The organism is Ochrobactrum sp. AP1BH01-1 (assembly GCF_018066705.1).
Taxonomy (GTDB): Bacteria; Pseudomonadota; Alphaproteobacteria; order Rhizobiales; family Rhizobiaceae; genus Brucella.
Window position 1 is genome coordinate 147,513 of record NZ_JAGPOU010000005.1, and the last position, 26,034, is coordinate 173,546.

Here is a 26,034-nt window from a genome sequence, read left to right on the forward strand (position 1 = left end):
TTCAATGCAACGGATCAGAGATCCCTTGCATGATCTAATACAATTCAACATGCAGGATGAATTAGAGCAGATGTTATGGGAAGTAGCGCAAACTTTCCCATTTCAACGCTTGCGTCGTATAAAGCAACTTGGTTTCTCTGACTTGGTGTACCCGGGAGCAACCCATTCGAGATATGCGCACAGTCTAGGTGTATACCATACTGCTCATCAGCTATTAGACCGAATTGAGCGGCAGATGTCCACTCGATCTCATTCAAAGCGACAGCAGTCCCTCGCGGCAGCACTGCTCCATGACTTAGGGCATGGTGCTTTCAGCCACGCCTTCGAGAAAGTTGGAAAAAAGCTTAAACTTGAAATGGCTAATCATGAGTTGGTCAGTGATGCGCTAATTCGCAACAGTGAAGTAACTCCAATTCTCAATCGTCTGGGAAAGGGTTTTGCAGAAGACGTCGCGGATATCATTCAGGGCATCGGCGAGAAAACCATTTATAATGCCGTTGTTTCGAGTCAATTTGATGCAGATAGATTGGACTATATGCGCCGAGATCGTTTGATGTCTGGTACCCAGCATTCCGCCATCGACTTCGAGTGGCTACTTGCCAATCTTGAAATAGGTACAGTCTCCACCGGCGTTGATGACAAAAAAATTGGACATGTCGACACTATTGTCCTCGGCCCGAAGGCTGTTCATGCCGCGGAAGCGTACGTATTAGGTTTATTTCAACTCTACCCTACAGTTTACTTGCATAAGGCAACGCGGGGAGCGGAGCTTTTATTTGTAGAATTGATATCCAGAGTTGTGACGCTCTGCCAAAATGGAGAATCTAAACTCACCGGGTTGCCTAATCTACATCCTTTGGTAAAATTTGCGAAAAAGCCAACAGAGTTAGAGCGCGCATTAGAACTGGATGATGCAGTCATATGGGGTGCGTTACCAATGCTCAAAGAAGCCAAGGATAAGGTGATCGCCGAGTTTGCTGAACGTCTTCAGGCTCGAAAGCTATTTAAATGTGTCGATGTTCAGGTCGAATTGGGCAAGTCGATAAATCCTAAAGGTTCCGATGATACGGCCAAGCTAAAGTCAATTGATGTGGCTTCTGCTCGCGCGATACTGGCTATTGATGAGTGGAATAGTCGTCACAGCTCGGACACGAAGCGAATTTTAATCGATCAATATTCCAGAACTCCCTACAAGTCTGTCGAAGATACCGATGGACCATTGGATCAAATCCACATAAAGACGGCGTCCGGTGAACTAGTGGATTTGAAGAAGCGATCAAAAGTTGTCGATGCACTCACGCCGTTCAAGATTGTGAGAGCCTATGTTGCCGACAACGACGATGATGCACGCAACGCACTAAAGAAAATTATTGAGGAAGCCTGCGATGAGAAACAAGCATCTTGATCACGCTGTCGGCATTTTGCGTGCCGCGGGCGGAAGTGTTGTGGGGCGCACGAAGTTTCAAAAGATTGCCTATCTACTGACTGCTGCAGGATATGAGAATGAATTCGTATTTGAGTACAAGCACTACGGACCTTACAGTGAGGATCTATCAACAGCTTTGGAATTTGCGAATCTGTTAAGCATAATAAATGAAGAACAAAGGGCGACTAATTGGGGCGGCCGCTATTCTATATATTCTATTGCAGACGGTGAAGAAGAGCATGACGATAGAACGCGCTTGGCGCGCATGGCGAAAAACGCAGATACCATCTTACTTGAGTTAGCGGCTACGGCTTTATTCTTGAAAAAAAATGGGTTTGAAGCTCCTTGGGAAGAAACGGAACGCAGAAAGCCTGAGAAATCCACCGATGGAAGGCTAGATCAAGCGAAACGGCTTTATGAGCAACTTCAATCAATCAATACTCCTATTCCGTTACCAGCATTGTAAAATAACGCAATAAAAGTTAACTCGCGAGCGCTTTGCGCTCGCGTTTTTAGTTTTGGGCGGGATTACCCCTCATATGGCCAGTTGGCCTGTGAAAAAACGCCGCCGTCGACCCAGATCGTCTGACCGGTGACAAAACGCGCCGCCTCGGAAGCCAAGAACAGGACCGGACCCGAAATGTCCTCCGGCGTTCCAACCCGGCGCAGCGGCGTGATGCGCGCCCAGGTGCCCGCATAGTCGGGCTGCTCTTCCGCCGTCCGCTCATTGAGGATCGCACCGGGCGCGACGCAATTCACCCGGATGCCGTGCGGCCCGAGTTCCACCGCCGAAGCCTTGGTGAACTGCTCTATGCCCCCCTTCGATGCCGTGTAGGAAACGAGCTTGGGAAAGGCGAGCTTGTTGCAGCCTGAGCCGATATTGACGATGGCACCGTCCTTGTCGGCCTCCACCATGCGCTTGGCGGCAGCCTGCGTGTTGAGGAAACAGCCTTTCAGATTGGTGCGGATGACATCGTCCCAGCCCTCTTCGGAAAGTTCCAGCAAGGGCGCCCAGGTCTGGATGCCCGCATTGTTGACCAGCACGTCCGGCGCATCGCCGAACCAGTCGCAAACCTCGTCGAAAAAGCTTTCGACCTCGACGCGCCGTCCGACATCGCAGCCGAGCCCCAACGCCTGGCCGCCAGCCTCCTCGATGGCTTCCACGAGCGATTGCGCAGCTTCGTCATCGTGCCTGTAGCTGAACGCCACCGTGTAGCCCGCTTCCGCAAAGGCGGAGACGAGATGCCGCCCGATGCCGGTGCTGCCTCCCGTCACGACTGCGAATTCACCCATAACTGCTCCCTCCCGGATATAATTCCGGCAATGAATTTAATCGGTTTTCGGCAGTGGTAAACCGGCAAAAAAGAAAATAGCTTTCGTGCAAATGCAAGGAGAGAAAATGAATCCCGATATCAAGGAAGCCAATGGCGCATGTCACTGCGGAACCGTGCGTTTTCGCGTAAAACTTTCCGATGGGCTGCACAGCGCGCGACGCTGTACCTGCTCCTATTGCCGGATGCGCGGCGCTGTGGCCGTTTCAGCCGATCTGGACGGGCTGGAAATCCTTGAGGGCGAGGATGCGCTGACGCTCTACCGGTTCAATACCGGCGTGGCGAAGCATTATTTCTGCTCGAAATGCGGGATCTACACATTCCACCAGCGCCGCTCCAATCCGCGCCAGTACGGCATCAATGCCGCCTGCCTCGAAGGCGTCTCGCCTTTCGATTTCAGAGCCGTTCCGGTCAGCGACGGCGTCAACCACCCGTCCGACAATCCGGACCGAAAAGGGTCGGGTGTGGTGGGATATCTGCGTTTTGAGCCAGCCGCTGACGGCGACTAAATCCGCGCCCGTTGCTTCTGTTCGTTTTTCTCCCACGAAAACACTGTGGGCGGCAGGGGATCGAGACCGCGAATAATATCCGATCCCTTTTCGCCGATCATGATGGTCGGCGCATTGGTGTTGCAGGACGGAACGCGGGGCATGATCGAGCTGTCGCAAACCCGCAAGCCCTCCAGACCGCGCACTTTCAGATCGAGATCGACAACGGCCATTGCATCGGTTCCCATCTTGCAGGTGCCGACCGGATGGTGATCGGTTTTCGCATTGGCGCAGGCATAATCGAACAGGTCGTCATCGCTGACGACCTTCGGCCCCGGCAGGCGCTCGGCCATGACATAGGGTTTCAACGCGTCCTGCTGCATGATTTCGCGGGCGATCTTCAGGCCTTCCAGCGACATTTTGCGATCATGCGGGTCGCTCCAGTAATTGGGGTCGATCAGGGGAGCAGCAAGCGGATCGCTGGATGCCAGCCGCACCGTGCCGCGCGAGCGCGGATGCAGATAGGCGGAGTTCAGCGTCACACCGGCATTCTTCAATTTCTCGACACCCGCCTCGATGCCCGAACCGAGCCCCAGATGGAACTGGATATCCGGCGAACGCGCCTCCGGGTCGGCATACCAGAAACCGCCGGTTTCAAAGAGGCTCGACGCCACCGGGCCGGAGCGCAGCAACATATATTGCAGGCCAGCGCCAATTGTGCGGTGCAGCTTCGCCACGCCGTCATAGGTGTGGTCGCCGGTGCATTCGGCAATGACAAACAGGTCGAGATGATCTTGCATGTTTTCGCCTACGCCCGGCAGATCGTGTTTTATCGCAACGCCGACCGCATTCAGATGATCGGCAGGGCCGATGCCCGATTGCAGCAGGAGTTTCGGCGAGCCGATTGCGCCGGACGAGACGATAACCTCGCGGCTCGCGCGCAAGGTCTCGCCGCTCATCAGCGTAACGCCGGTTACGCGGGTCTTTTCCAGCTCGATATTGGCTACCTGCGCATTCATGCGCACCGTAAGGTTCTTGCGATCCGCAATCGTTGCGAGATAGGCAAGCGACGCCGACGAGCGACGGCGGTTGCGCTGGGTCAGCTGGTAGAAGCCGACGCCTGCCTGCTCGCGTCCGTTGAAATCCGGATTATACGGAATGCCAAGCTCCTGCCCGGCGCGGATATAGGCATCGCAGATCGGCAGCGGTGCGGCTGGCATGGAAACGCCAAGCGGCCCGCCATAGGAATGATAATCGTCGTTGAAACGCTGATTGTCCTCGGCCCGTTTGAAATAGGGCAGCACGCTGCGATAATCCCAGCCGGTGCAGCCATCTTCATCGGCCCACAGATCATAATCGGCGGCGTTGCCGCGCGTATAAATCTGCGCATTGATCGAGGAGCCGCCGCCGATGACTTTCGCCTGCGTATAACGCAGCACGCGGTTTTTCAGGTGTTTTTGCGGAACGGTTTCAAAACCCCAGCTTGCTACGCCCTTGGTCATCTTGGCAAAGCCCGCAGGCATATGGAACAGCGGATTCCAGTCGCTGCCGCCCGCTTCCAGCAGCAGCACTTTGACGGACGCATCTTCGCTCAGACGATTGGCAAGAACGCAACCGGCAGGCCCGCCGCCCACGATGATGTAATCGTATTCCATCACCTACCCTTACAGTTTTGCTATCGACAGACCACCATCGGCATTGATTGCCGAGCCAGTCGCAAAGATGAAATCGCCACCGGCAAGCCCCGCCACAATGGCGCCGACATCGCCCGCCTCGCCCCAGCGTTTCATCGGCACCAGACCGCCGTCAATGAGCGTGTCGTAGCGCTCTGCGACCTTCGCCGTCATATCGGTGCGGATAATGCCCGGTCGCACCTCGAACACGCCGATCCGCGCCTCGGCAAGCCGCAGCGCCAGCCCCTGCACGAAGGCGGTCAGCCCGGCCTTGCTGATGCAGTAATCGAGCCGCTCCGGCGAAGTCATCACCGACGATACGGAGCTGATCGTTATGATGCTGCGCGGGAAATGCACTTCATTTGCCGCCAGCATGGCTTTCACCACCGCTTGCGTGAAGAACACCGTGCCGCGCAGGTTCACATCCATGATCGTGTCAAAATTCTCCGGCTTCAGCCCAAGGAAATCGCCGCGCTCGACCGAACCCATGCCCGCATTGTTGACCAGACAATCGATGCCGCCAAACTCGTTGAGCACGGCGGCAATCGTCTCCTCATGGGTTTCGACAGCGGCGAGATCGCTTTTGAAGAAAGCCACCTTGCCCCCAAGCCCGCGCAATTCGTGGATCATAGTCTCGTCGTTTTGAACATCGGTGATCGCCAGATCGAAACCTTTCGCCGCCAGCGCGCGGGCTATGCCGAGCCCGATCCCGCGTCGTCCGCCGGTTACCAGCGCCACAGGTCTTTGACGGTTCATGCCAGCACCTCCCGGTTCAAATGGTCAGCGACGCGCAACGCCTGCGCGGCGATGGTCAGCGCCGGATTGACCGCCGCCGATGTCGGCAGGAACGACGCATCGACCACATGGAGATTGGGGTGATCGTAGGCGCGGCACCAAGGATCAAGCGGCGCCGTCGCCGGATCATTGCCGATGCGCACAGTACCGCATTGATGCGATGGCGTGCGCCGGTCGAAAGCCCGCGACAGAACCACCGGAAATCCCGCCTGCCTCAGCGCGGATTTAAGCTTTTCCACCAGCAACAGATGCGCCTTCCAGTTGGTGCGCACCCAATGCAGAACAATGCGGTCGCCATCCACCGTCACGCGGCTTTCCGGTGAGGGCAGATCCTCGCTCATCGCGTAAAAATCGATTGTATGTCCGGCAATGCGGTTCAACAGCCATTCCGGTACGCGTGGCATATTGGATTTCAGGATCGCACCCGACACACGGCCCAGCAATTGCACATTGCCGAGCGGTGGCCCGCCTGCCCCATCCGACAGATAGTAATCGTTGAAGCCGAATGTCTTCTGATAGACGCTGTCATTGCGATAGCGCGGATCAAAGGCAATCACCGCACTGGCATTGTGGTTCATGAAATTGCGACCGACCTGATCCGAACGATTGGCCAGTCCCGACCGCAGCAGAAACGCCGCCGATTGCACCGCACCGGCGGACAGAATGACGAGCTTCGGCCGCAGAACCAGCACCTCACCGTTCTTCACATAGTGAACAGCCGTAATGGTCTTTCCATCAGGCCCCGCTTCCAGCCGCGTCGCCCGCGCTTGAGTTTCCAGCCGGACATTCGGATATTCAAGCGCCGCCGCAAGCGGGCAGCTTTCCGCATCCATCTTGCCATCATCGCAATTGGGATGCGCGTCCCACGGCGTGTTTGCCTTCTCCAGCCAGCGGTCAATATCGACACCGAGCGGCAGCGATGCAGGATGCAGTCCCGCCTTCTTCAATCGCGCCCGCACATCGGCAATAGCCGGTTCATCGGGGATCGCTGCAAAAGGATAAGGCGCGGAATGATCGGGCTCGGTCGGATCGTCGCCCAGTTCCCCGCGCACCTGAAAAAGCTGTTCCGCCTTGCAATACCACGGCTCCAGCTCCTCATAGGCAAAGGGCCATGCTGGAGACACACCCTCCAGATGCGCAAGCTGTTCAAAATCCTCGCGGCGATAGCGGATCAGCACCGCGCCAAAAAATTTGGAATTGCCGCCGACATTGTAATAATTGCCGGGATTGAACGGCGCACCGTTCGTCTCGTACCAGAACTCTTTCGGACGAAAGAAGCCTTGTTGGAAAATGGCGCGCGGGTCGCGGTTTTCCGGCCTGTCCGGCAAATGCTCCCCCGCCTCAAGGATGAGAATGTCGGCACCCGACGCCGCAAGACCGGCGGCCATCGTCGCGCCGCCGATACCCGATCCGATGATGACGATATCCGGCTGTCCTCCCAAAGCCGTCTCCTCCTACTTCGCTTGCGGCATCCACCAGCCGGTGCGCGAACCGATATGCATGTTGAGCGTCTTGGTTTCGGTGTAATCTTCCACCGCATGACGGCCCAGCTCGCGGCCCAGCCCCGACTGGCGATAGCCGCCGAAAGGAAGTTCCGGTGTGCCATCCATAAAAGTGTTCATCCAGACCGTGCCCGCCCGCACCTTGCGCCCGATGGTCATGCAGGTGTCGAAATCACGGCTCCATACGCCCGCTGACAAGCCGTAATCAACCGCATTGGCAATGGAGATCGCCTCATCCACCGTATCGAAGGAAAGCACCGACAGGACCGGCCCGAACACTTCCTCACGCGCCACGGCCATATCGGCCTTCACGCCAGCCAGAATGGTCGGTCCCATATACTGGCCGAGACCAAGGTCCAGCGCCTCGCCGCCATGGGCAATTGCAGCACCGGCCTTCCTGGCCTGATCGACATAGGCGCCAACCTTTGTCAGATGTTGCGGCGTGATGATCGCGCCAACCTGCGTGGTAACGTCCAGTGGGTCGCCGACGATCACCTTTTTCGACAGATCGGCCACGCGCCCGACAATCTCATCGACAATCGAACGATGCACGATCAGCCGCGAACCAGCATTGCAGCACTCGCCCGCATTGAACCATGCGCCGAACACCGCCGCGTCGATAAAGGCATCCATATCCGCGTCCGGGAACAGGATCTGCGGGTTCTTGCCGCCAAGCTCCAGCGACACTTTTTTCAGCGTCTGAGCGGCATTGGCCATGGTGAGCTTGCCCACACCAGTGGAGCCGGTAAACGACACCATGTCCACATCTGGATGCATGCTCATATGCTGACCGACATCGGCACCTGTTCCGGTAACGATGTTGACGACGCCATTCGGCACACCTGCCTCAGTGAGGATTTCACCGAGCAACAATGTCGAACCGGAGGTGAGTTCAGATGGCTTGACGACCGCCGTGCAACCCGCAGCCAAGGCGAAGGGCAGTTTCTGGCCGACGATCAGGAACGGGAAATTCCATGGCGTGATGATCGACACCACCCCGATGGCCTCGCGCAGCACAACCCCCAAAGTACCGTCGCCGAGCGTATTGTAACTTTCGCCGTGCAGATCACGCGCAAGCGCTGCCGCATAGCGCCATATATCGACCGAACCGGCAATCTCGCCGCGCACCTGACTGATTGGCTTTCCCGCCTCAATAGCATCGAGATAGGCAAGCTCTTCGGCCCGCGCTTCGATCAGATCGGCAGCTTTCAGCAGCACCAGCGAACGCTGCGAAGCGGTTTTGGACGACCAGCGCCCGTCATCGAAAGCCTTGCGCGCGCTCGCCACGGCGCGTTCCACATCGGCCTTGTTGCCAGCCGGATAGCGGCTGACCGTGACGCCATGACCGGGCGCAACGCGCTCGATGCTCTCACCGCTTTGGCCTTGCACCCATTTGCCATCGATCAGCATGGAAAATTCGCGGACGGCCAATCCGGCCAGCGGTTGCGGCTTTACAATCGTGCTCATCACCATTTTCCTTCAAAATTCGCTTCACGCTTTTCGCTGAACGAGCGCACGCCTTCCTTCAGATCGCCGGTCTTGGCGACAAGGATGGAACCCAGCGCCTCGACAGCGGTTCCGTTGTCCTCACCATTGGCGACGGACAGCATCAGTTTGGAAATTTCCAGTGCAGCCGGTCCACGCTTGGCCACCCGCGCCGCATAATCCTGCGCCGCCTGCAAGGCTGCGCCCGTTTCCACAACGGCATCGACCAACCCATGCGACAGCGCTTCTTCCGCCGTGAACATTTCGCCGCCCAACACCATGCGCCGCACGATCTGCGCACCGAACCGGCGCACAAGACGCTGCGTGCCCGACCAGCCGGGGATCATGCCAAGCGAGGTTTCCGGCAGGCCAATCTTCGCCTGTTTTTCGACAATGCGGATATCGGCGGCCCCAGCCAGCTCCAGCCCGCCACCCAGCGCATGGCCGTTCATCGCCGCGATCAAGGGCACACGCAAAGTCGCAAGCCGCTCGAACACACGATGCCCATAACGCACCCAGGCATGGCCGAACTCCGCCGGTTCCATGCCGCCCCAGGCCTTGATGTCGCCTCCTGCGGAAAAAGCCTTGCCCTCTCCGGTCAGGATTGCAACCCGCACGGTGTTGTCCGCCTCCACTCGGTCACAGGCGGCAGACAATTCCTGCAAAAGCGCGATATCAAACGCATTGAGCTTTTCAGGCCGCCTGATGGTCATGACCGCGATGTGATTTTCGGTAGAAATTTCTATCCGATCAGCCATTTTACGCCTCCAGCTTTCGCGCAGGCTTTTGCGGCAGTGTCAGGCCAATCGGCTCTTCGCGGAACAGCGCTTCATCCATGGTCTTGAGCTGGTCGGAAACGATCAGCGGAAATTCGGACTGATCAAGAATATGCGCCTGCAAATCCACACCCGGCGCAATCTCGGTGAGCACGATGCCTTCTGGCGTCAGCTTCATCACCGCGCGTTCGGTGACATAGGTAATGTCCTGTCCCTGCGCGACGCCACGCGGGCCGGAGAAGGTGACATGCTCGACCTCATTCACGAGCTTTTTGAGCTTGCCTTCCTTCTCGATCACCAGCTTGCCGTCAGTGACCGACAGTTTCGCACCGGCGTTGAACATGCCGGAAAAGACGATCTTTTTGGCGCGGGCGGTAATGTCCACAAAGCCGCCAGCGCCTGCCGTCACGTGCGGACGGAAGGAAAGTTTCGACACATTGACCGAGCCGTCACGTCCGATCTCAAGGAACGACAAGAGCGACGCATCGAAGCCGGCGCCCTGAAAATAGGTGAACTGATAGGGCGATGGCATGTAGGCATCGGCATTGGATGCGCAGCCAAAGGCAAAATCCAGCAGCGGCACGCCGCCGACAGCGCCCTGCTCGATCACCCATGTCACGGCACCATGCAGGCCTTCTTCCAACAGAATGCGCGGCACATTGGCGGAAATGCCGAAGCCGAGATTGACCGCGCTTCCCGCCTGCAATTCCTGCGCGACACGGCGCGCAATCGCTTTCTGGATATTGAACTCAGGCAAACGAAACGTATCGAGCGGGCGGAAAATCTCGCCGGAAATCGCCGGATCATACAGTGTCTGTGTCGTCTGCTTCTGGTCGGGATCGACCACGATATAATCCACCAGAACACCCGGCACGCGCACGTCATGCGGCTTCAGCGTGCCTTGCTTGGCGATGCGCTTCACCTGCGCAATGACGATGCCGCCATTGTTGCGGGCGGCCAATGCCTGATCGAGACCGCCGAGATAGGCACCCTCATGCTCATAGGTGAGATTGCCGCGCTCATCCGCCGTCGTTGCGCGAATGATCGCTACTTGCGGGATGATGGTCGGAAAATAGAGCCAGTCCTCGCCCTCGAAACTCACATGTTTCACGACCGGTTCCTGCGCGGCCTTGTCATTCATCGCCGTGCCTTGACGCTTGGGGTCGACAAACGTATCGAGCCCTACCTTGGTCAGCACGCCGGGGCGCTTGGCCGCCGCCTCGCGGTGCATGTCGAACAGGATGCCTGACGGGACATTATAGGCCGGGATCTCGTTATTGGTGATCATCTGCCAGATCAGCGGCGGCTCGGCGCTAGACGGACCAGAGGGATAGGAGCCACCGATGATCTTTCTCAGCAATCCGGGCTTGGCGATGTAATCCACCCCCTTGATGCCGCTCATATCGCCCGCCGCAATAGGATGCAGCGTGGTGATATTTTTGGGATGCCCGGTTTCGTCGAACCGCTCGCCAATGGCTTTCAGCGTCAGGTCGGGGCAGCCGAGACCGCTCGATGACGAGACCGAAACGACAGCATTGTCGGGGATGAGCGCAGCCGCTTCCGCAGCCGAAATATGCTTGTTCATGGTGTTCAGAGTCCAGATTGAACGGCGGTTGCCTTGCCGGTCTTGGAGGCCTCAGCGACCGCAAGCCCGGTGGCGAGCGACCAGATGCCGTCTTCCAGTGTTGCGGAGGGATGGCCCTTGCCCGCAATCGCATCATGGAAAGAATGCAAGGCGGTTTCGTAGAGATTTTTGTGATCGAGCGGCAGTTCGTGCTCGCCGTTTTGATCGCGCAGGATGACGGTTCCAACCGGCTTTTGCGTCATGACATTGCGTGCAATGAGTGAGCCTTCGCTGCCATGCACTTCAAAGCCGGTTTTGGCATATTTGGTGGTGAAGCCATCGTGGAACTGGGCAATTGCGCCGGATGGAAAACGCAGAACGCCCATCACGCCATCTTCCAGCCCTTCTCCACTTAAGCCCCCCTGCTGGCTGAAAGCCACGGCTTCGACCGGGTTTTCCCCCAGCACGAAACGCAGCGTATCGGCATCATGCACGGTGATATCGAGGATCACGCCGCCACCCGCATCGGGCCGTTCGATGCGCCAGCCTTGCAGATGCGGCGGCAGATAGACCGCATGGAAAACCCGCGCACCCAACACCTTGCCGATCTTGCCCGCAGCAATGGCATCGCGCATGGCGCGGTGGCTTGCGGCATTGCGCAAGTGATGGTTGGTGCCTGCCACGACACCAGCCTCGCGCACGGCTTTCAGCATTTCGTGCGCGTCGCCAATCGTCAGCGCCAGCGGCTTTTCGCAAAGGATATGCTTGCCCGCTTGTGCTGCGGCAATCGCCTGATCGCGATGGAGTTCATTGGTGGTGGAGATATAGACCGCATCGATTTCCGGCTCGGACAAAAGCGCTTCTAGGCTGGTCACGGAGCGGGCAATGCCGTTCTCGCGAGCATAGGTTTCGCCGCGCGCGGCGTTGGTGCTGTAGACGGAAACGACCTCGCCGCCGGTGGCGCGAATGGCTCCGATCACCCACTCTTTTGCAATGGTGCTTGCGCCTATAAGGCCCCACTTTGCCATTCGTGTTTCTCCTCCTTTTTGGTCTGCGCACCGCAACTTGCGCGCACCGCAAGACGCACCGACAGGCGCTGCGCCTCCGCCTCCACCCGTTCCGAATTGATCTGTTTCAGCAAAAGCTGCGCCGCACGTTCTCCCAAACCTTGCGGGTCGACAGCCACAGTCGTCAGCGCCGGAACAGCCGTCTTTGCTTCGATCACATCGTCAAATCCGACCACGCCGAAATCCCGGCCCGGCTCAAGATTGGCGGCGCGCAAGCCGTCACAGACACCAAACGCCACCGCATCGTTAAAACACACCGCTGCCGTCGGCTTCATGCCGTGCCGCAACATGCGCTCGACAGCCTCCGCACCGCCAGCCCGCGACGGCGCTGATGGAAACACCAGCGCTTCATCCAATGCGATTCCGGCTTGTTCAAGTGCGGCCCGATAACCGGCAAGACGCTCGGAAAACACCGCTATATCCGCATAGCCGCCCATGAAGGCGATGGCGCTATGCCCAAGGGAAACCAGATGCTCGACCGCCTTCGCCACACCGCCGCGATTATCCGAAACGATGGAAGAAACGCCCGAACCCGGCACATCGCGCACCATCTGCACAACCGGCAAGCCGCTTTTCGCCAAGGGTTTCAGATCATTGGCCTCAGTTCCACGCGCTGGCGAAACGATCAGCCCGGCAATGCCGTGTTCACGCATCGAGGCGATCACCTCGCGCTGACGATCGACACTTTCCGCCGTATTGGCCAGAAACTGCACATACCCCGCCGACTGCATGACGCGATCCACGCCGACGGCCAGTTCGGCAAAGAAGCTGTTGGTCAAATCATTGACCACAAGGCCGATGATCTTCGATTTCGCCTGACGGAGATTGGCAGCGGAGCGGTTATAGACATAACCGAGTTTCTCGATTGCTTCCTGAACCTTCACCCGCGTTTCGGCATGAACCAGCGGACTGTCGCGCAGCACCAGCGAGACGGTCGATTTCGACACGCCAGCCTCGCGCGCAATATCGATAACGGTAACGCTGTTCCTGCTCATGGCCTGCTCCGATTTCGATTGCTAACTTAATTGGAACGTTCCAATACTGTCAAGAGCAGAGACTGAAACCGCCGTTTGCCATCAGTTCGCCACAATTCGAGATGGTTCTGGAGGCATGTTTTCTGCTGAAATACGTATTTTAAGCCTGAAGCCCCTAAAATCACATTTCTGCCGCAATTTTCGACGGGATTGCCATTTGGAACGTTCTAAAATAAAAATCGAACAACAGGCGGAGGAACAATTATGGGCATGAGCGATCATCAACTGGTCTTGCCGGATGGCGATGGAAGCCTGAACACCTACAGGCTGATCGGCACGCAGACGCCCCACCCGGCGAGCCCGCCGCAGTTCAACCGCATCGCCTATGCGGCGGCGCATGTGGTTTCCGATCCGCTGAAAGACGCCCGCCCGTGGAACGACCCGGCCATAGACTGGCATGCGACCATGGCGTTCCGCCATCATCTTTGGAGCCTCGGTTTCAGGATAGCGGAAGCGATGGACACATCACAGCGCGGCATGGGCCTGAACTGGACGGGCGCGCAGGAACTGATCCGCCGCTCGCTGGCGGAAAGCAGGACCGTTGCGGGCGCCGATCTTGCCAGCGGCGCCGGCACCGACCACCTTGATCCGGCGGAAGCAAAAAGCCTCGATGACGTCATCAAGGCTTATGAAACGCAGGCCGGTTTCATCGAGAAACACGGCGGTCGTTTCATCCTGATGGCAAGCCGCGCACTGGCGCGCATTGCCAGATCGCCGGATGATTACATCAAGGTTTACAGCCGGATTTTGACCCAGGCCCGTGACAGGGTCGTGCTGCACTGGCTGGGCGACATGTTCGACCCGCAGCTCAAGGGCTACTGGGGTTCAGAGAATTTCGACGAAGCAATCGATACGGTGATTGGTATCATCGAAGCCAATCGCGACAAGGTGGAAGGCATCAAGATTTCACTGCTGGAAGAACGCTATGAAATAGCGCTTCGCAACCGCCTGCCGGAAGGCGTGCTGTGCTTCACCGGCGATGATTTCAACTATGCCCCGCTGATCGAGGGCGACGGGAAAAAGCACAGCCACGCGCTGCTTGGCATTTTTGACGCGGTCGCGCCACAGGCCTCCAATGCGCTTTCAGCGCTGGCTGCGGGCGACAAAGCCCGCTTCCGCGCGATCATCGAGCCAACCGTGCCGCTGTCGCGAAAAATCTTTGAAGCACCGACCCAATATTACAAGGCTGGCGTTGTGTTCCTCGCCTGGCTCAACGGCCACCAGAGCCATTTTACCATGCCGGCCGGAATGCAGTCGGCACGCGGCATCCTGCATTACGCCGATATTTTTCGCCTTGCCGATCAGGCCAATGTGCTCGACCAGCCGGAGCTGGCCATCCGCCACATGAAAGAGCTTCTGGCCGTCCATGGCATAGCGTGAAAACAGGCGAGGTCTATTTTCTGCGCATGTCTTATCCCGAAACCGGTTCCCACTTTCGGGAGACATGCTTTCACCGCCTGTTTCCAACTCGTCACCGCCAGCCCATTATCGCCAGCCCATTATCGCCAACCGAGACCGGGCGCGACATGCTTGAGGATCGACTCGATCACATGCGCATTGTACTCGACGCCAAGCTGGTTCGGCACGGTGAGAAGCAGCGTATCGGCCTCGGCAATCGCCTCGTCCTTGGCCAGTTCCTCGATCAGCCGGTCAGGCTCGCCAGCATAGGACCGCCCGAAGACGGCCCGCAGATCTTCCTCGATATAACCGATGGAATCCTGCTCCTTGCCGCCATTGCCGAAATAGGCCCGGTCGCGATCATCGACCAGCGCGAAGATGCTGCGGCTCACCGAGACACGCGGCGTGCGCGTATGTCCGGCTTCTTTCCAGGCTTCGCGATAGGCGCGTATCTGCTTGGCCTGCTGGATGTGCAGCGGCTCACCTGACTCATCCTTCTTCAGGGTCGAACTTTGCAGGTTCATGCCAAGCTTTGCCGCCCACACCGCCGTGGCGTCGGATGCGGCGCCCCACCAGATACGGTCCCGAAGACCCTCCGAATGCGGTTCGATGCGCAGCAAGCCGGGAGGGTTCGGAAACATCGGACGCGGATTGGGCTGGGCAAAGCCCTGCCCCTTCAGCGCCTCAAAAAACACCTCGCCATGCTGGCGGCCCATATCGGCATCGGTCTTGCCCTCTTCCGGCGCGTAACCGAAATAGCGCCAGCCATCAATTACCTGTTCCGGCGAGCCGCGGCTGATGCCAAGCTGCAAACGGCCCTTGGATATCAGGTCGGCGGCACTCGCATCCTCAACCATATAGAACGGGTTTTCATAGCGCATATCGATGACGGCGGTGCCGATCTCGATCCTGTTCGTCTTCGCCCCAATGGCTGCGAGCAACGGAAAGGGCGAAGCGAGCTGGCGGGCAAAGTGGTGAACGCGGAAATAGGCGCCATCGGCACCCAGTTCCTCGGCGGCAACAGCAAGGTCTATCGATTGCAGAAGCGCATCGCTCGCGGAACGGGTTCCCGATTGCGGGGACGGCGACCAGTGGCCGAAGGAAAGAAAGCCGATTTTCTTCATGGTGATGTTCCCTGATTGCGGGCAAAGGATTGGTTCCCGTCCAATATGGCGGCGCGAGCCAGGATTGAAAGGGCGGGGAACGGAACACACTGTTCAATATTTGAAACCCCGGCTTTCACTCCACCGCTTCAGGAAGCAATAAATACCGAACTCAACAAATGAAATCATCGAACAGATCAAGTCTCATGGACTGTTGAGCCTTTTCAGAGCGAGTATTTTGGAGCCTTGGATCGCAAGAGGCGAAATTGTCAGATTGGAGGCATCGCCTCCAATCTCAACCTTATGTCAGGATAGAGGAGTATTGATAATGACCGTGCAATCCCGCGGGCTATCATCTGTGTCACTCGTCGTCGCAATAGTGATGGACCTCGTTATGCTATCCAGCCGGTTATGACAGAAGTTCACCTTTCCGGGTTCGGCGCCCTCTTTCTCTATGCGTACACAGATATTTCCGGTACCTGATGAATACGTCCTGATACCAATGACGGTATTGCTCTCGCCTTTACCAGAAAATGCATCAACGAGTTGATTATCAATATAGACAGAGACTGTGTGTTGGCGGTCGCTATTGGCATAAGCCGTCAACCCGAATTTGGTGTTGGGCGAAATCTGGAAAGAATATTGTCCATTGTCGGCATCGCCGCACTGGCAGCAGCTGCCCATGGCAGCGTTATCGACCGACACAGACGCCTGGATTTGAGTAAATGTAACACCGTGCCAATATTTATCTATTTGAACGCTGCCTTTGTCGATCTTATTACTTGTTAAATTATATCTAATATAGTTATTTCCCTTAAAAATATAGGCATAGGAAGCAGCATTCGACTTCCAGACGTGTAAAGTGTCAATATCATTGCAGAATTCCGGATATGCATCCGCAGAAAATTTTTCAGCTATGCTTTGCTTTATGATAGTATTATCATCAAGATTATATGTTATGCATTCTGCACCTTTTGTGAACAATACGCAATTGATACGACTTCTGTCAGTGACGTCTGGCCATTCCGCCGCGGCATCAATACCGTCCTCAAATCCGGTTCCCGCAAGGCCGGACCAACCGTCAACAATCGGCCTCGGCCCTTCTACGACCTTTCTCCAGATAATGGAGAACTTTAGGTATTTATCTTTCTTAAAGATAAACAAATAATCATTTGCATTGATAATATCGTCAATTTCACTTCGAAAAGTAATGGGCAAGGAATCCCAATTGATACTATTTCTTATGGGAAAACCCTCTTTGCATCGATCAAGAAGGTCGTTATATTCTATATTTTCGACGCCATTGAATAGATATGATGTTGTTGCCATAATTATACCCTGATGATTATTAAATAACACTTCGCGCAACACTAAAGCACAGCATTTCAATAAGGCATATTTTTAGTGTGGCGTTGCATACTATTCGCTTTATGGAGGAAATTTTACTGTCTACTTGGACAGCTGCTGTGCTGCGTGGACAGATGCGGCACCAGCGCTCGCCAGAAAAAATGGCGGCTCAACCAGGGGATTAAAAACATTGCACAACGGCACATCGACGACGTGACGTAACTTTAACGCATCAAGAGTCGGTGTTGCTCCCTCTCCCTACAAATTACCCCATACGTTGACAGTCCATCCGGACGCTATTAAGCCTCGAAACAGGCGGATAAACCTTCAATCTGAGGTTATTGGAGAAAAGGTGTTTGCCGATAAGCAACGCACCAAAACAGGGGAGATTTTCATGCGTTCGATGCTTCTGGCCTTGCTGGCCGCAACGGCCATTGCCACCTCGGCACAGGCAAAAGACGTCACCGTCGACGTAACCGCCATCGTTGAACATCCGGCCCTCGACGCCGTGCGCGACGGCGTGAAGGATGCGCTGGCAGAAGCCGGCTACAAGGAAGGCGAAAATCTCAAATTCGTCTATCAGTCGGCGCAGGGCAACCCGGCAACCGCAGCCCAGATCGCGCGTCAGTTCGTCGGCGAAGGCCCGGATGTGATCGTCCCGATCTCCACGCCGTCTGCACAGGCCGTCGTTTCGGCCACCCGCGACATTCCGGTGGTCTTCACCGCCGTTTCCGATCCGGTTGGCGCGCAGCTCGTCAAGGACATGGCAAAGCCCGGCGGCAACGTGACCGGCCTTTCCGACATGTCGCCGGTGGCGGAACATATCAAGCTCATCAAGGAAGTGATGCCGAACATCAAGAAGCTCGGCTATCTCTACAATTCCGGCGAAACCAATTCCGTGTCGCTGCTGGCAGCGCTGAAGGAAGCCGCTTCGGCCGACGGCATCGAGATCGTTGAATCGGCCGCCACCAAGTCGGCGGAAGTTCAGGGGGCCGCCCGTGCCCTCGTCGGCCGTGCGGATGCGATGTATGTGCCGACCGACAACACCATTGTCTCGGCGCTCGAAAGCGCCGTCGGCGTTGCCGAGGAAAGCAAGCTGCCGCTCTTCACCGCCGACACGGATTCGGTCAAGCGCGGCGCGCTGGCGGCGCTCGGCTTCAACTATTACGATGTCGGTAAGCAGACCGGCGCCGTCGTGGTCAAGATCCTCAAGGGTGAAAAGCCGGGCGACATTCCGGTCGACATCGCCAAGGGCACCGATCTCGTCATCAATCTTGGCGCCGCCAAGAAGATGGGCGTCGAGCTCCCGCAGGCCGTTATCGACCGCGCGACCAGCAAGATCGACTGATCCAGCGATCCGTCTCCGACATTTGCCTCGCGGGTCGATGCAAATGTCGGAACAAAACTTCTACCGGCTTTTAGAGCGGTTCCTATTTTAACGGAGCGCGGGCCTGATTTAGCCAGATCGCGCTCCATGCCGGGCCGCGCCCGTCATGCGTGAGGCCGTGCGCCAAAATCCGGATCAGGCCGCTTCTCTCAAGATAGGGCGGATGGGCAGCGGTGCCGTGCCCAGATATCCCGCGATCATCCGTGTAATATGTTCCACAATCTCGTCTTCATCGGACAGGGAATGCCCGCAGTCGTTGAGAACTATGGCATGGGTCAGCGTCTCGACGGTGGTTACGCAAATAAACGCAGCCGTATCAAGGTCCTTGAGCTGAACGTCGTCCCTGCATTCCTCGAGATAATGGCGAACCAGATGTAGCGTATCCTTGCGGATCGCTTCCACCTCGGCCAGTTTTCCAATTCTCGGGACTTCTTCCTTCAGGATGCGGTGGAGCTCGGGATCGACCCGATGCGCAGCGATCATGGCGCGAATGAGTTCCCGCATGGCGCTGTTCAGGTCGTCGGACGCGCATTCCTGCATGGCATTTTCCAGCAGGGCCAGAATTTCGCGATTGTGCCGCGCGACGAGCGCCGCCACAAGCGACTCCTTGTTGGGAAAATATTGATAGAGCGACCCGATGCTCACACCAGCTACCGCAGCGATGCGATTTGTGCTGGTCCGGGCATATCCCTCACGCACCAAAACGCGAGCAGTCGCATCCAGTATCGCTTCGACCGTCATTTTTGATCTTTCTTGCGAAGCCGATTTTCTGGGATTTGTGGCTCTCAACTTGGCCATATCGCGTAATTCCCCAATGCGAGTAGACAATGTGAGTAAACACTCACATATTTCGTACAGATCGTCAACAACAATGAATATGAAGTATATTTCAGCGCTAAAACCGCTGAATTTGCAATTCATTGTTCAACATCAAAAATGAAATGCAAGGATTATATAGTAAAATGAAGACAATAAATTCTGCTTTGCTTGTGGCTTTAATGGTAACAGGCGCAGGATGCGTTAGCACTGCGCAAAAAGATGTAAGACTTATCGAGCAAGAATGCGCACTTGCAAAACATGACAGGACATTTAATGAAAATTGCGACACGCCCAAGCTGGGATGGAAGGGCGCGAACGGGAACAGTTTCACCATTGGCCATTGATCGTAATGGGGGAAAATGCCGACAGCTCCTCATCTGGGTTCCATCGCAGAAATCGGTTGGACGGAAAGCGGCTGGAGCTGCTCGGGCCGCTGCTGTTTGCGTACCATATGAACACGTTAGAGCGGCTCCGCTTAAAACGGAGTCGCCGGAGCCGCTCTATCCATTTGTTTTTCCGCGCACCTTGTTCCGAAAACCGCTTCGCACTTTTCGGGATGCGCTCTAGATCCCAGGTCCCGGCCACGGTTTTCACCCGAAGACGGGCGTGGATCACCCCACTTTTGACCGGAGAGCTGGAATACCACCTCCCTTCCCGATGAAAGTTTTTTGGCCTCCCCTCAAAAATGGGCTTGGTCTATTTGGCCAGAATGCATCCCCATTGCGCGTAATCCGGTTCGTCGGAAATGCTCCTTATTGCGATTGCTCCCACAAAATGCCGCACTTCGGAGCCTGCGCAGCGATATTGCTTGCACACTGGAACTTGTGAGTTGTATCTCGCCTGGGCTATAAAGCCGCAAAAATGCGGTTTCGCATGAACAACCGGGGAACGGTCCGGCGCGCTCGGACGAACTCAACTCAAAACCGGTCGTGACTGAATGGCCGAGCGGAACAGCCGGGATTCCGGTTTCCGCGACGTCGATGATCGATGCCGCGTTCAAACGCGGCCGCTTTCATCCGGTCACGGCGAGAAACAAGGAATGACACTGTGAGTCAGATCGCCTTCTGGGGTGCGGTCGAATTGGGCCTCGTCTTTGCATTTGTAGCCATCGGCGTCTATCTGGCGTTCCGTGTCCTCGATTTCCCCGATCTGACGGTTGACGGTTCGTTTCCGCTGGGTGCTGCCGTAACCGGCGTGCTGATCCTTGCAGGCGTGAATCCGTGGCTGGCCGCAGTCATTGCCATGATTGCCGGTTCGGCCGCCGGGCTGGTGACCGCGACATTGAACGTTCGGTTCAAGATTCTCAATCTTCTCGCCTCCATTTTGACCATGATCGCGCTGTTCTCGGTCAATCTGCGCGTCATGGGGCGTCCCAACATTGCGCTCATCAATCAGGACACCATGCTGACGCCGTTCTTCGGCCACGGCATTCCCGAATATTACGTACGACCGCTGTTCCTCTTCGTTCTGGTCGCCATCGCGGTGTTTGCCGTCTGGCGGTTTCTGGAAAGCGATATGGGCCTTGCCATGCGCGCGACCGGCGCCAATCCGAAAATGGCGCGCGCGCAGGGCGTCCGCACCGACCGGCAGATCTATCTCGGCATGGCCCTTTCAAACGCACTGGTGGCTCTCGGCGGCTCGCTCTTCGCACAGACAAACGGCTTTGCCGATGTGACCTCCGGCGTGGGCACCATCGTGGTTGGCCTCGCAGCGGTTATCATCGGTGAAACCCTGTTGCGCAGCCGCTTCATTCTGATGATCCTGATTGGCTGTGTGCTTGGCTCGATCATCTATCGTATTGCCATCCAGTTTGCGCTTTCGAACGGTGACGTTCTTGGCCTGCAGGCGTCCGATCTCAACATCGCGACCGCCCTTCTCGTCACCTTCGCCCTGATATTGCCGCGCCTGCGTCGCGGAGGAGCATCGGCATGATCGAACTTTCCAATCTCGATGTCGTGTTCGGTCGCGGCACGCCCCTTGAAAAACAGGTCCTGAACAGGATCAACCTCACCATGGACAAGGGCTCCTTCGTCACGGTCATTGGATCGAACGGCGCGGGCAAATCGACCATGCTCGGTGTTCTGGCCGGCGATGTGATCCCCACTGCCGGAAAGGTCGTCATCGCTGGCCAGGATGTAACCCGCAAGCCCACAGCCGAGCGGGCCGGACTGGTGGCGCGTGTGTTCCAGGACCCGCTGGCGGGAAGCTGCGGCGCGCTGACCATCGAGGAAAACCTTGCCTTGGCCGCCTCGCGCGGCAAGGCGCGCGGCCTAACCCACGCGCTCAATTCCAAGCGCCGCGCCTGGTTCCGCGAACGGGTGGCGAGCCTCAATCTGGGGCTGGAAAACCGCATGCATGATCGCATGGAGCTCTTGTCCGGCGGCCAGCGTCAGGCCCTTTCACTCATCATGGCGACGCTTGCCGGTTCGGAAGTTCTGCTGCTCGATGAACATACGGCAGCGCTTGATCCCGGCATGGCCGAATTCGTCATGGAACTCACCCGCACGCTGATCGCCGAGAACAATCTGACCGCGCTGATGGTCACGCATTCCATGCGCCAGGCGCTCGATTATGGCGACCGCACGATCATGCTGCACGGCGGCAAGATCCTGCTGGATGTCACCGGCGACAAGCGCAAGACGCTGGGCGTGGAAGACCTCATCGAAATGTTCCGCAAGGTGCGCGGCCAGACGCTCGATGACGACGCATTGCTGATTGAATAAGTTTTTGCAAACAGCTTTGTTTCACAGCCGTCGTTCAGTTTTGAGCGGCGGCTGTTTTGTTTGAAGGCGAATTGCGCTAGTGAACGTTCATGGCGCAGAAGAAAGCAAACGAAGTCGATAGTTTTCTGGCAAGACCGACGAGCTCATTCCCGGTCGTGCTGCTTTACGGACCCGACAAGGGACTGGTGAGCGAACGCGCGCGCCGTTTTGCCGAGGCGAGCAAGCTGCCGCTGGATGACCCGTTTGCCGTCATTCGCATGGAAGCCGACGAGATCGAGGCTGAGCCCGCGAAACTTGCCGACGAAGCCCGCACCATCTCCATGTTCGGGGGCCAGCGCCTGATCTGGATCAAGAATGCCGCCGGACAGAAGAAACTTGCCGAAGCGATCAAGCTGCTCGCGACCGAGCCGCCACAGGAAACATTCGTTCTGGTCGAGGCGGGCGATCTCAAGAAGGGTGCGGGTTTGCGCAGTGCCGTCGAGAACGCGTCTGCGGGCATGGCCCTGCCCTGTTATTCCGATGATAGTCGCGGGATCGATGGCGTCATTGACGACGTTCTTGCCGAATGGAAGATGCAGATCACGCTCGACGGACGCCAGCTTCTGCGGGCGAGCCTCGGCGGTGATCGTCTTGCCACACGCGGCGAGCTTGAGAAGCTCTGCCTTTACGCGCGTGGAAAGGAGCGGATCGATATTGACGATGTGCGTGAAGCTGTCGGTGATGTGGCCGGTCTTTCCACCGATGAGGTCATCGACGCGGTTCTGGCCGGCGACCTGGCGCGTTTCGAGGTGTCCTTCGATCGCGTCGTGAAATCCGGCACGGCACCCTTTCTGCTGCTCAACACGGCGATGCGCCAGTTCCAGCAAGTGCAGACGTTGCGCCATATTGCCGACACGGAGCGCAAAAGTGCCTCTGTCGTTGTGGCCGCGGCCCGCCCGCCGATCTTCTTCAACCGCAAGAAACTGATCGAAAACGCCGTAAGCCGCTGGACCGGGGAAAGCCTTGCGCGCGTCATGGAACGCCTGCAACGCGCCGTTCTCGAAAGCCGCCAGAATGCGGGCCTCGCCATCCCCATCATCCGGCAGTGCCTGCTGGCAATCAGTGTCGAATCCTTACGGAACTCCCGCCGATAATAGGTCCGTTGCAACCGCTCTATCTGTTGTTTTTGCCGCATTTCCGAACGCAAAACGTTTCACAGTTTTGCCGGAAATGCTCTAGAGCGTTTCCGTTTTTTTCTGAATCGACAGCGGTTCCCAAATCAGTTTTGTTCTGATTCATTGATGCTGGCTGGATGGAGGCCAGCATCCGATGACCGCACCGATATCGAATGATCTTCGCGAACGTGTTGTTGCCACCGTCCTGGACGGCGAAAGCGTTCGTTGTGTGGCGGCGCGGTTTGCAATTGCCCCGTCTTCAGTCGTGAAATGGTCGCAGCGCCATCGTGCGACCGGATCGGTTCATCCCGGCAAGATGGGCGGCCATCGCAAGCGGATACTCGAACCGCATCGTGATATCATTGTGCAACGGCTCGCCGAGAACCCGCACCTGACGTTGCATGGTCTGAAGGCGGAGCTGTCCGAGCGCGGTATTTCCGTCTCGCACAATACGATCTGGGAATTCATTCGCAGCGAAGGGCTGCGCTTCAAAAAAAACGCTGTTCGCCCTTGAGCAGGCGCGTGCCGACGTTGCTCGCAGAAGACAGCGATGGAAGGCCCTGCAAAATCATCTTGATCCCGAAAGGCTGGTCTTCATCGACGAGACCTGGATCAAGACCAACATGTCGCCGATCAGGGGCTGGGGTCCAAAAGGCAAGCGACTGCGGGCATTTGCACCGCATGGCCACTGGCGCACGCTGACATTCCTGGGTGCCTTGAGAAACGATCGGCTTACAGCACCCTGTGTCTTCGACGGACCGATGAACGGCCAGTGCTTCTGCGCCTATGTCAAGCAACAGTTGGTGCTGGTACTCAAGCCAGGCGACATCGTCGTCATGGATAATCTCGGCAGCCACAAGTCGGCAGCCATCCGACAATTGATCAAAGCAGCCGGTGCGCGGCTCTGGTTCCTGCCACCCTATTCGCCGGACCTTAATCCGATCGAACAGGCCTTCTCCAAGATTAAACACTGGATGAGAAATGCACAAAAGCGCACCATCGACGACACATGGCGTCATATCGGCAGGCTGGTCGAAACCATCCAGCCCGCCGAATGCCAAAACTATCTCGAAAATGCCGGATATGGTTCCGTCAAAAGATGAAACGCTCTAGCAGTCACTTCTAGTAATTTTACGCTGAAAATAAAAAGCCCGCCGCATTTCTTTGCAGCGACCTTTGATATTCGGGCTATCGTCTTAACAATCAGCTCTGAAGACGGCGGCAAATCTCATCGAGTTGCTCAAGAGAACTATAGCGTATCTTGACGTCCCCGCCGCGATCCCGATGATTGATCTCAACCTTCATGCCGGTAACGTCCGAAAGCAGCTTTTCAAGCGCCTTGGTGTCGGCATCCTTTTCGGCCTGACCCGGCTTTGCCGGTTTGGCAGCGGCTTCGCCGCGGGCTTCCGCCTGCGCAAGTGCCTCGACCTGACGGACCGACAGACCATCCTTGACGATCCGTTCCGCCATTGCGGTCGGATTTTCCATGGTGATGAGGCTGCGGGCATGGCCTGCCGAAAGCGCTCCATCGACAATGAAATCCTGCACTGGCTGCGGCAGCTTCAACAGGCGCAGCGTATTCGCAACATGGCTGCGGCTTTTGCCGATGACCTGCGCCAGATCGTTCTGCGTATAGTCGTGATTATCGATAAGTTGTTGATATCCAAGCGCTTCTTCAACCGCATTCAGGTCGGCGCGCTGCACGTTCTCGATGATTGCGATTTCAAGCGCGACGCGATCATCGACGTCACGAACGATAACTGGGATGGTATCGACGCCAGCCCGTTGCGAAGCACGCCAGCGGCGTTCACCCGCGATCAGTTCGAAGCGGTCCGGCTGCCCCGGCGCTGGGCGCACGACGATCGGCTGCACGACGCCGTGCTCCTTGATCGACTGCGCCAGATCCTCCAGCTCGCCTTCCGAAAACATGCGGCGCGGATTGCGCGGATTGCGCGTGACGAACTCAATCGGAACATTCCGCTCGATGGGAACGGGCGCCTTGCGCTCTTCCGCGGGTCGGTCGATTTCGCCGATCAGCGCCGCTAAACCGCGGCCAAGGCGCTTTTTTGAAGGATCGTCATTCATCGTTCGGCTTATTCCTGAATTGTTTCGTCGTCGAATCGATTGGTCCGGAGCATGCTCATGCCGCCTGCAACTGCCGCTCACGCTGGATAACTTCCGATGCGAGCTGCAAATAAGCCTGGCTGCCAGCGCATTTCAGATCATAGAGAATGGCCGGCTTCCCGTGTGAAGGCGCTTCCGATACGCGCACATTGCGCGGAATCACCGTACGATAGACTTTCTCGCCCATGAAAGCGCGAACGTCATCCACCACCTGCGCCGCGAGATTATTGCGGCTGTCGAACATGGTGAGCACGATGCCTTGGATCGAAAGCTCGGCATTGATGGTTGACCGCACCTGATCCACCGTCTGCAGAAGCTGGCTTAGGCCTTCCAGCGCAAAGAACTCGCATTGCAGGGGCACCAGAACGGAATCGGCCGCAGCCATCGCATTCAGCGTCAGGAGATTGAGCGACGGCGGACAATCGACAAGCACGTAGGAAAAGCGTTCGGATACCGCCGAATCGAAGCGGAGGGCATCGCGCAAACGCCGCGTGCGGTCGGCTGACTGGGCAATTTCCATTTCAATGCCAAGAAGGTCGAGCGTCGATGGCACGATATGGAGGTTTGGAACATCGGTCGGCATCGCCGCATCGGGAACCGAGGATTCCTGTGTCAGCACGTCATAGGAAGACACGGGCCGATTGCGACGATCAATGCCCAGACCGGTGCTGGCATTCCCCTGCGGATCGAGATCGACAATCAGTACTGTCTCGCCAATCGCTGCCAATGCCGTGGCCAGATTGATGGCAGTGGTCGTCTTGCCCACGCCGCCTTTCTGGTTTGCAATGGTTATGATCCTGGACATTTTGTTCATCACCGTCGCCTTGCTGCTGTCCGC

The 26,034-nt window shown here is 57.1% G+C and carries 23 protein-coding genes; 9 read left to right on the top strand and 14 right to left on the bottom strand.

The features are described 5' to 3' along the window. Positions 1-25: 25 nt before the first annotated feature. Positions 26-1,405, top strand: a complete 1,380-nt coding sequence (locus tag J9800_RS18560) for an HD domain-containing protein (RefSeq protein WP_162792614.1) — start codon at positions 26-28, stop codon at positions 1,403-1,405. After that, positions 1,386-1,892, top strand: a complete 507-nt coding sequence (locus J9800_RS18565; protein WP_210845908.1) for a hypothetical protein — start codon at positions 1,386-1,388, stop codon at positions 1,890-1,892. Before J9800_RS18560 ends, J9800_RS18565 begins: the two co-directional genes overlap by 20 nt. A 62-nt stretch (positions 1,893-1,954) precedes the next feature. Here J9800_RS18565 and J9800_RS18570 read toward each other — a convergent pair whose 3' ends face one another. Then, positions 1,955-2,719, bottom strand: coding sequence for an SDR family NAD(P)-dependent oxidoreductase (locus J9800_RS18570; protein ID WP_025089898.1), 765 nt, complete (start codon positions 2,717-2,719; stop codon positions 1,955-1,957). 106 nt (positions 2,720-2,825) lie between these two features. Here J9800_RS18570 and J9800_RS18575 point away from each other — a divergent pair, with 106 nt between their 5' ends. Beyond that, on the top strand, positions 2,826-3,266 hold the full coding sequence (locus J9800_RS18575) for a GFA family protein (RefSeq protein ID WP_114214514.1): 441 nt from the start codon (positions 2,826-2,828) through the stop codon (positions 3,264-3,266). On the opposite strand, the gene J9800_RS18580 is transcribed toward J9800_RS18575, so the two are convergent. Genes J9800_RS18580 through J9800_RS18615 form a run of 8 tightly spaced genes read right to left on the bottom strand, consistent with a single transcriptional unit; the run spans position 3,263 to position 13,102 of the window. Then, positions 3,263-4,900 (bottom strand): GMC family oxidoreductase, encoded by a 1,638-nt coding sequence (locus J9800_RS18580; RefSeq protein ID WP_114214513.1) that lies wholly within the window; start codon positions 4,898-4,900, stop codon positions 3,263-3,265. The two genes, J9800_RS18575 and J9800_RS18580, sit on opposite strands and share 4 nt — an antisense overlap. 9 nt (positions 4,901-4,909) lie before the next feature. Further along, complete coding sequence (locus J9800_RS18585) at positions 4,910-5,674, bottom strand: 3-ketoacyl-ACP reductase (protein ID WP_114214512.1); 765 nt, start codon at positions 5,672-5,674, stop codon at positions 4,910-4,912. Beyond that, positions 5,671-7,155 carry a GMC oxidoreductase gene (locus J9800_RS18590; protein ID WP_114214511.1) on the bottom strand — a complete coding sequence of 495 codons (1,485 nt, stop codon included), beginning with the start codon at positions 7,153-7,155 and terminating at the stop codon, positions 5,671-5,673. The genes J9800_RS18585 and J9800_RS18590 overlap by 4 nt, the downstream gene beginning before the upstream one ends. A gap of 12 nt (positions 7,156-7,167) precedes the next feature. Beyond that, complete coding sequence (locus tag J9800_RS18595; RefSeq protein WP_114214510.1) at positions 7,168-8,688, bottom strand: aldehyde dehydrogenase family protein; 1,521 nt, start codon at positions 8,686-8,688, stop codon at positions 7,168-7,170. Beyond that, positions 8,682-9,458, bottom strand: coding sequence for an enoyl-CoA hydratase/isomerase family protein (locus tag J9800_RS18600; RefSeq protein ID WP_114214509.1), 777 nt, complete (start codon positions 9,456-9,458; stop codon positions 8,682-8,684). The genes J9800_RS18595 and J9800_RS18600 overlap by 7 nt, the downstream gene beginning before the upstream one ends. Position 9,459: 1 nt before the next feature. After that, positions 9,460-11,061, bottom strand: coding sequence for an acyl CoA:acetate/3-ketoacid CoA transferase (locus J9800_RS18605; protein WP_114214508.1), 1,602 nt, complete (start codon positions 11,059-11,061; stop codon positions 9,460-9,462). 5 nt (positions 11,062-11,066) lie between these two features. After that, entirely contained in the window at positions 11,067-12,068 is a 1,002-nt protein-coding gene (locus tag J9800_RS18610; RefSeq protein ID WP_114214507.1) for a Gfo/Idh/MocA family protein, read from the bottom strand. Beyond that, positions 12,047-13,102, bottom strand: coding sequence for a LacI family DNA-binding transcriptional regulator (locus tag J9800_RS18615; RefSeq protein ID WP_114214506.1), 1,056 nt, complete (start codon positions 13,100-13,102; stop codon positions 12,047-12,049). The genes J9800_RS18610 and J9800_RS18615 overlap by 22 nt, the downstream gene beginning before the upstream one ends. A gap of 249 nt (positions 13,103-13,351) precedes the next feature. Between J9800_RS18615 and J9800_RS18620 the strand changes: the two genes are divergently transcribed. Next, complete coding sequence (locus J9800_RS18620) at positions 13,352-14,521, top strand: dihydrodipicolinate synthase family protein (protein ID WP_114214656.1); 1,170 nt, start codon at positions 13,352-13,354, stop codon at positions 14,519-14,521. Between the two features lie 119 nt (positions 14,522-14,640). Here J9800_RS18620 and J9800_RS18625 read toward each other — a convergent pair whose 3' ends face one another. Next, positions 14,641-15,663, bottom strand: coding sequence for an LLM class flavin-dependent oxidoreductase (locus J9800_RS18625; RefSeq protein WP_114214505.1), 1,023 nt, complete (start codon positions 15,661-15,663; stop codon positions 14,641-14,643). 285 nt (positions 15,664-15,948) lie between these two features. Next, positions 15,949-16,971, bottom strand: coding sequence for a fucose-binding lectin II (locus J9800_RS18630; RefSeq protein ID WP_162792613.1), 1,023 nt, complete (start codon positions 16,969-16,971; stop codon positions 15,949-15,951). A gap of 412 nt (positions 16,972-17,383) precedes the next feature. Here J9800_RS18630 and J9800_RS18635 point away from each other — a divergent pair, with 412 nt between their 5' ends. Further along, positions 17,384-18,337: an ABC transporter substrate-binding protein gene (locus J9800_RS18635; protein WP_114214655.1), complete on the top strand. Its 954-nt coding sequence runs from the start codon at positions 17,384-17,386 to the stop codon at positions 18,335-18,337. Between the two features lie 174 nt (positions 18,338-18,511). On the opposite strand, the gene J9800_RS18640 is transcribed toward J9800_RS18635, so the two are convergent. Then, on the bottom strand, positions 18,512-19,117 hold the full coding sequence (locus J9800_RS18640) for a TetR/AcrR family transcriptional regulator (protein WP_114214503.1): 606 nt from the start codon (positions 19,115-19,117) through the stop codon (positions 18,512-18,514). Between the two features lie 1,125 nt (positions 19,118-20,242). Between J9800_RS18640 and J9800_RS18645 the strand changes: the two genes are divergently transcribed. The 4 genes from J9800_RS18645 (at position 20,243) to J9800_RS18660 (ending at position 24,175) form a co-directional block, all read left to right on the top strand. After that, entirely contained in the window at positions 20,243-21,127 is an 885-nt protein-coding gene (locus J9800_RS18645) for an ABC transporter permease (RefSeq protein ID WP_114214502.1), read from the top strand. After that, a complete protein-coding gene (locus J9800_RS18650) occupies positions 21,124-21,918 on the top strand; it encodes an ABC transporter ATP-binding protein (RefSeq protein WP_114214501.1) in 795 nt (264 codons plus the stop codon). Before J9800_RS18645 ends, J9800_RS18650 begins: the two co-directional genes overlap by 4 nt. Positions 21,919-22,007: 89 nt before the next feature. Continuing rightward, positions 22,008-23,051, top strand: coding sequence for a DNA polymerase III subunit delta (gene holA, locus J9800_RS18655; RefSeq protein ID WP_114214500.1), 1,044 nt, complete (start codon positions 22,008-22,010; stop codon positions 23,049-23,051). 175 nt (positions 23,052-23,226) lie between these two features. Next, positions 23,227-24,175, top strand: a protein-coding gene (locus J9800_RS18660) for an IS630 family transposase (RefSeq protein ID WP_114214499.1) whose coding sequence is annotated in 2 segments (ribosomal slippage) — positions 23,227-23,562 and positions 23,564-24,175 — 948 coding nt in all. Because the reading frame shifts where the segments join, the coding sequence is not laid out codon by codon here. Between the two features lie 100 nt (positions 24,176-24,275). Here J9800_RS18660 and J9800_RS18665 read toward each other — a convergent pair. After that, entirely contained in the window at positions 24,276-25,157 is an 882-nt protein-coding gene (locus J9800_RS18665) for a ParB/RepB/Spo0J family partition protein (RefSeq protein WP_114214498.1), read from the bottom strand. Positions 25,158-25,212: 55 nt separating this feature from the next. Next, a complete protein-coding gene (locus tag J9800_RS18670) occupies positions 25,213-26,010 on the bottom strand; it encodes a ParA family protein (protein WP_112586970.1) in 798 nt (265 codons plus the stop codon). Positions 26,011-26,034 lie beyond the last annotated feature (24 nt).

Excerpts from the sequence above, each read along its gene's own strand:
- J9800_RS18565 (WP_210845908.1), top strand. The coding sequence starts at position 1,386 with ATGAGAAACAAGCATCTTGATCACGCTGTCGGCATTTTGCGTGCCGCG.
- J9800_RS18570 (WP_025089898.1), bottom strand. The coding sequence starts at position 2,719 with ATGGGTGAATTCGCAGTCGTGACGGGAGGCAGCACCGGCATCGGGCGG.
- J9800_RS18575 (WP_114214514.1), top strand. The coding sequence starts at position 2,826 with ATGAATCCCGATATCAAGGAAGCCAATGGCGCATGTCACTGCGGAACC.
- J9800_RS18580 (WP_114214513.1), bottom strand. The coding sequence starts at position 4,900 with ATGGAATACGATTACATCATCGTGGGCGGCGGGCCTGCCGGTTGCGTT.
- J9800_RS18585 (WP_114214512.1), bottom strand. The coding sequence starts at position 5,674 with ATGAACCGTCAAAGACCTGTGGCGCTGGTAACCGGCGGACGACGCGGG.
- J9800_RS18595 (WP_114214510.1), bottom strand. The coding sequence starts at position 8,688 with ATGGTGATGAGCACGATTGTAAAGCCGCAACCGCTGGCCGGATTGGCC.
- J9800_RS18600 (WP_114214509.1), bottom strand. The coding sequence starts at position 9,458 with ATGGCTGATCGGATAGAAATTTCTACCGAAAATCACATCGCGGTCATG.
- J9800_RS18605 (WP_114214508.1), bottom strand. The coding sequence starts at position 11,061 with ATGAACAAGCATATTTCGGCTGCGGAAGCGGCTGCGCTCATCCCCGAC.
- J9800_RS18610 (WP_114214507.1), bottom strand. The coding sequence starts at position 12,068 with ATGGCAAAGTGGGGCCTTATAGGCGCAAGCACCATTGCAAAAGAGTGG.
- J9800_RS18615 (WP_114214506.1), bottom strand. The coding sequence starts at position 13,102 with ATGAGCAGGAACAGCGTTACCGTTATCGATATTGCGCGCGAGGCTGGC.
- J9800_RS18620 (WP_114214656.1), top strand. The coding sequence starts at position 13,352 with ATGAGCGATCATCAACTGGTCTTGCCGGATGGCGATGGAAGCCTGAAC.
- J9800_RS18625 (WP_114214505.1), bottom strand. The coding sequence starts at position 15,663 with ATGAAGAAAATCGGCTTTCTTTCCTTCGGCCACTGGTCGCCGTCCCCG.
- J9800_RS18630 (WP_162792613.1), bottom strand. The coding sequence starts at position 16,971 with ATGGCAACAACATCATATCTATTCAATGGCGTCGAAAATATAGAATAT.
- J9800_RS18635 (WP_114214655.1), top strand. The coding sequence starts at position 17,384 with ATGCGTTCGATGCTTCTGGCCTTGCTGGCCGCAACGGCCATTGCCACC.
- J9800_RS18640 (WP_114214503.1), bottom strand. The coding sequence starts at position 19,117 with ATGACGGTCGAAGCGATACTGGATGCGACTGCTCGCGTTTTGGTGCGT.
- J9800_RS18650 (WP_114214501.1), top strand. The coding sequence starts at position 21,124 with ATGATCGAACTTTCCAATCTCGATGTCGTGTTCGGTCGCGGCACGCCC.
- holA (WP_114214500.1), top strand. The coding sequence starts at position 22,008 with ATGGCGCAGAAGAAAGCAAACGAAGTCGATAGTTTTCTGGCAAGACCG.
- J9800_RS18665 (WP_114214498.1), bottom strand. The coding sequence starts at position 25,157 with ATGAATGACGATCCTTCAAAAAAGCGCCTTGGCCGCGGTTTAGCGGCG.
- J9800_RS18670 (WP_112586970.1), bottom strand. The coding sequence starts at position 26,010 with ATGAACAAAATGTCCAGGATCATAACCATTGCAAACCAGAAAGGCGGC.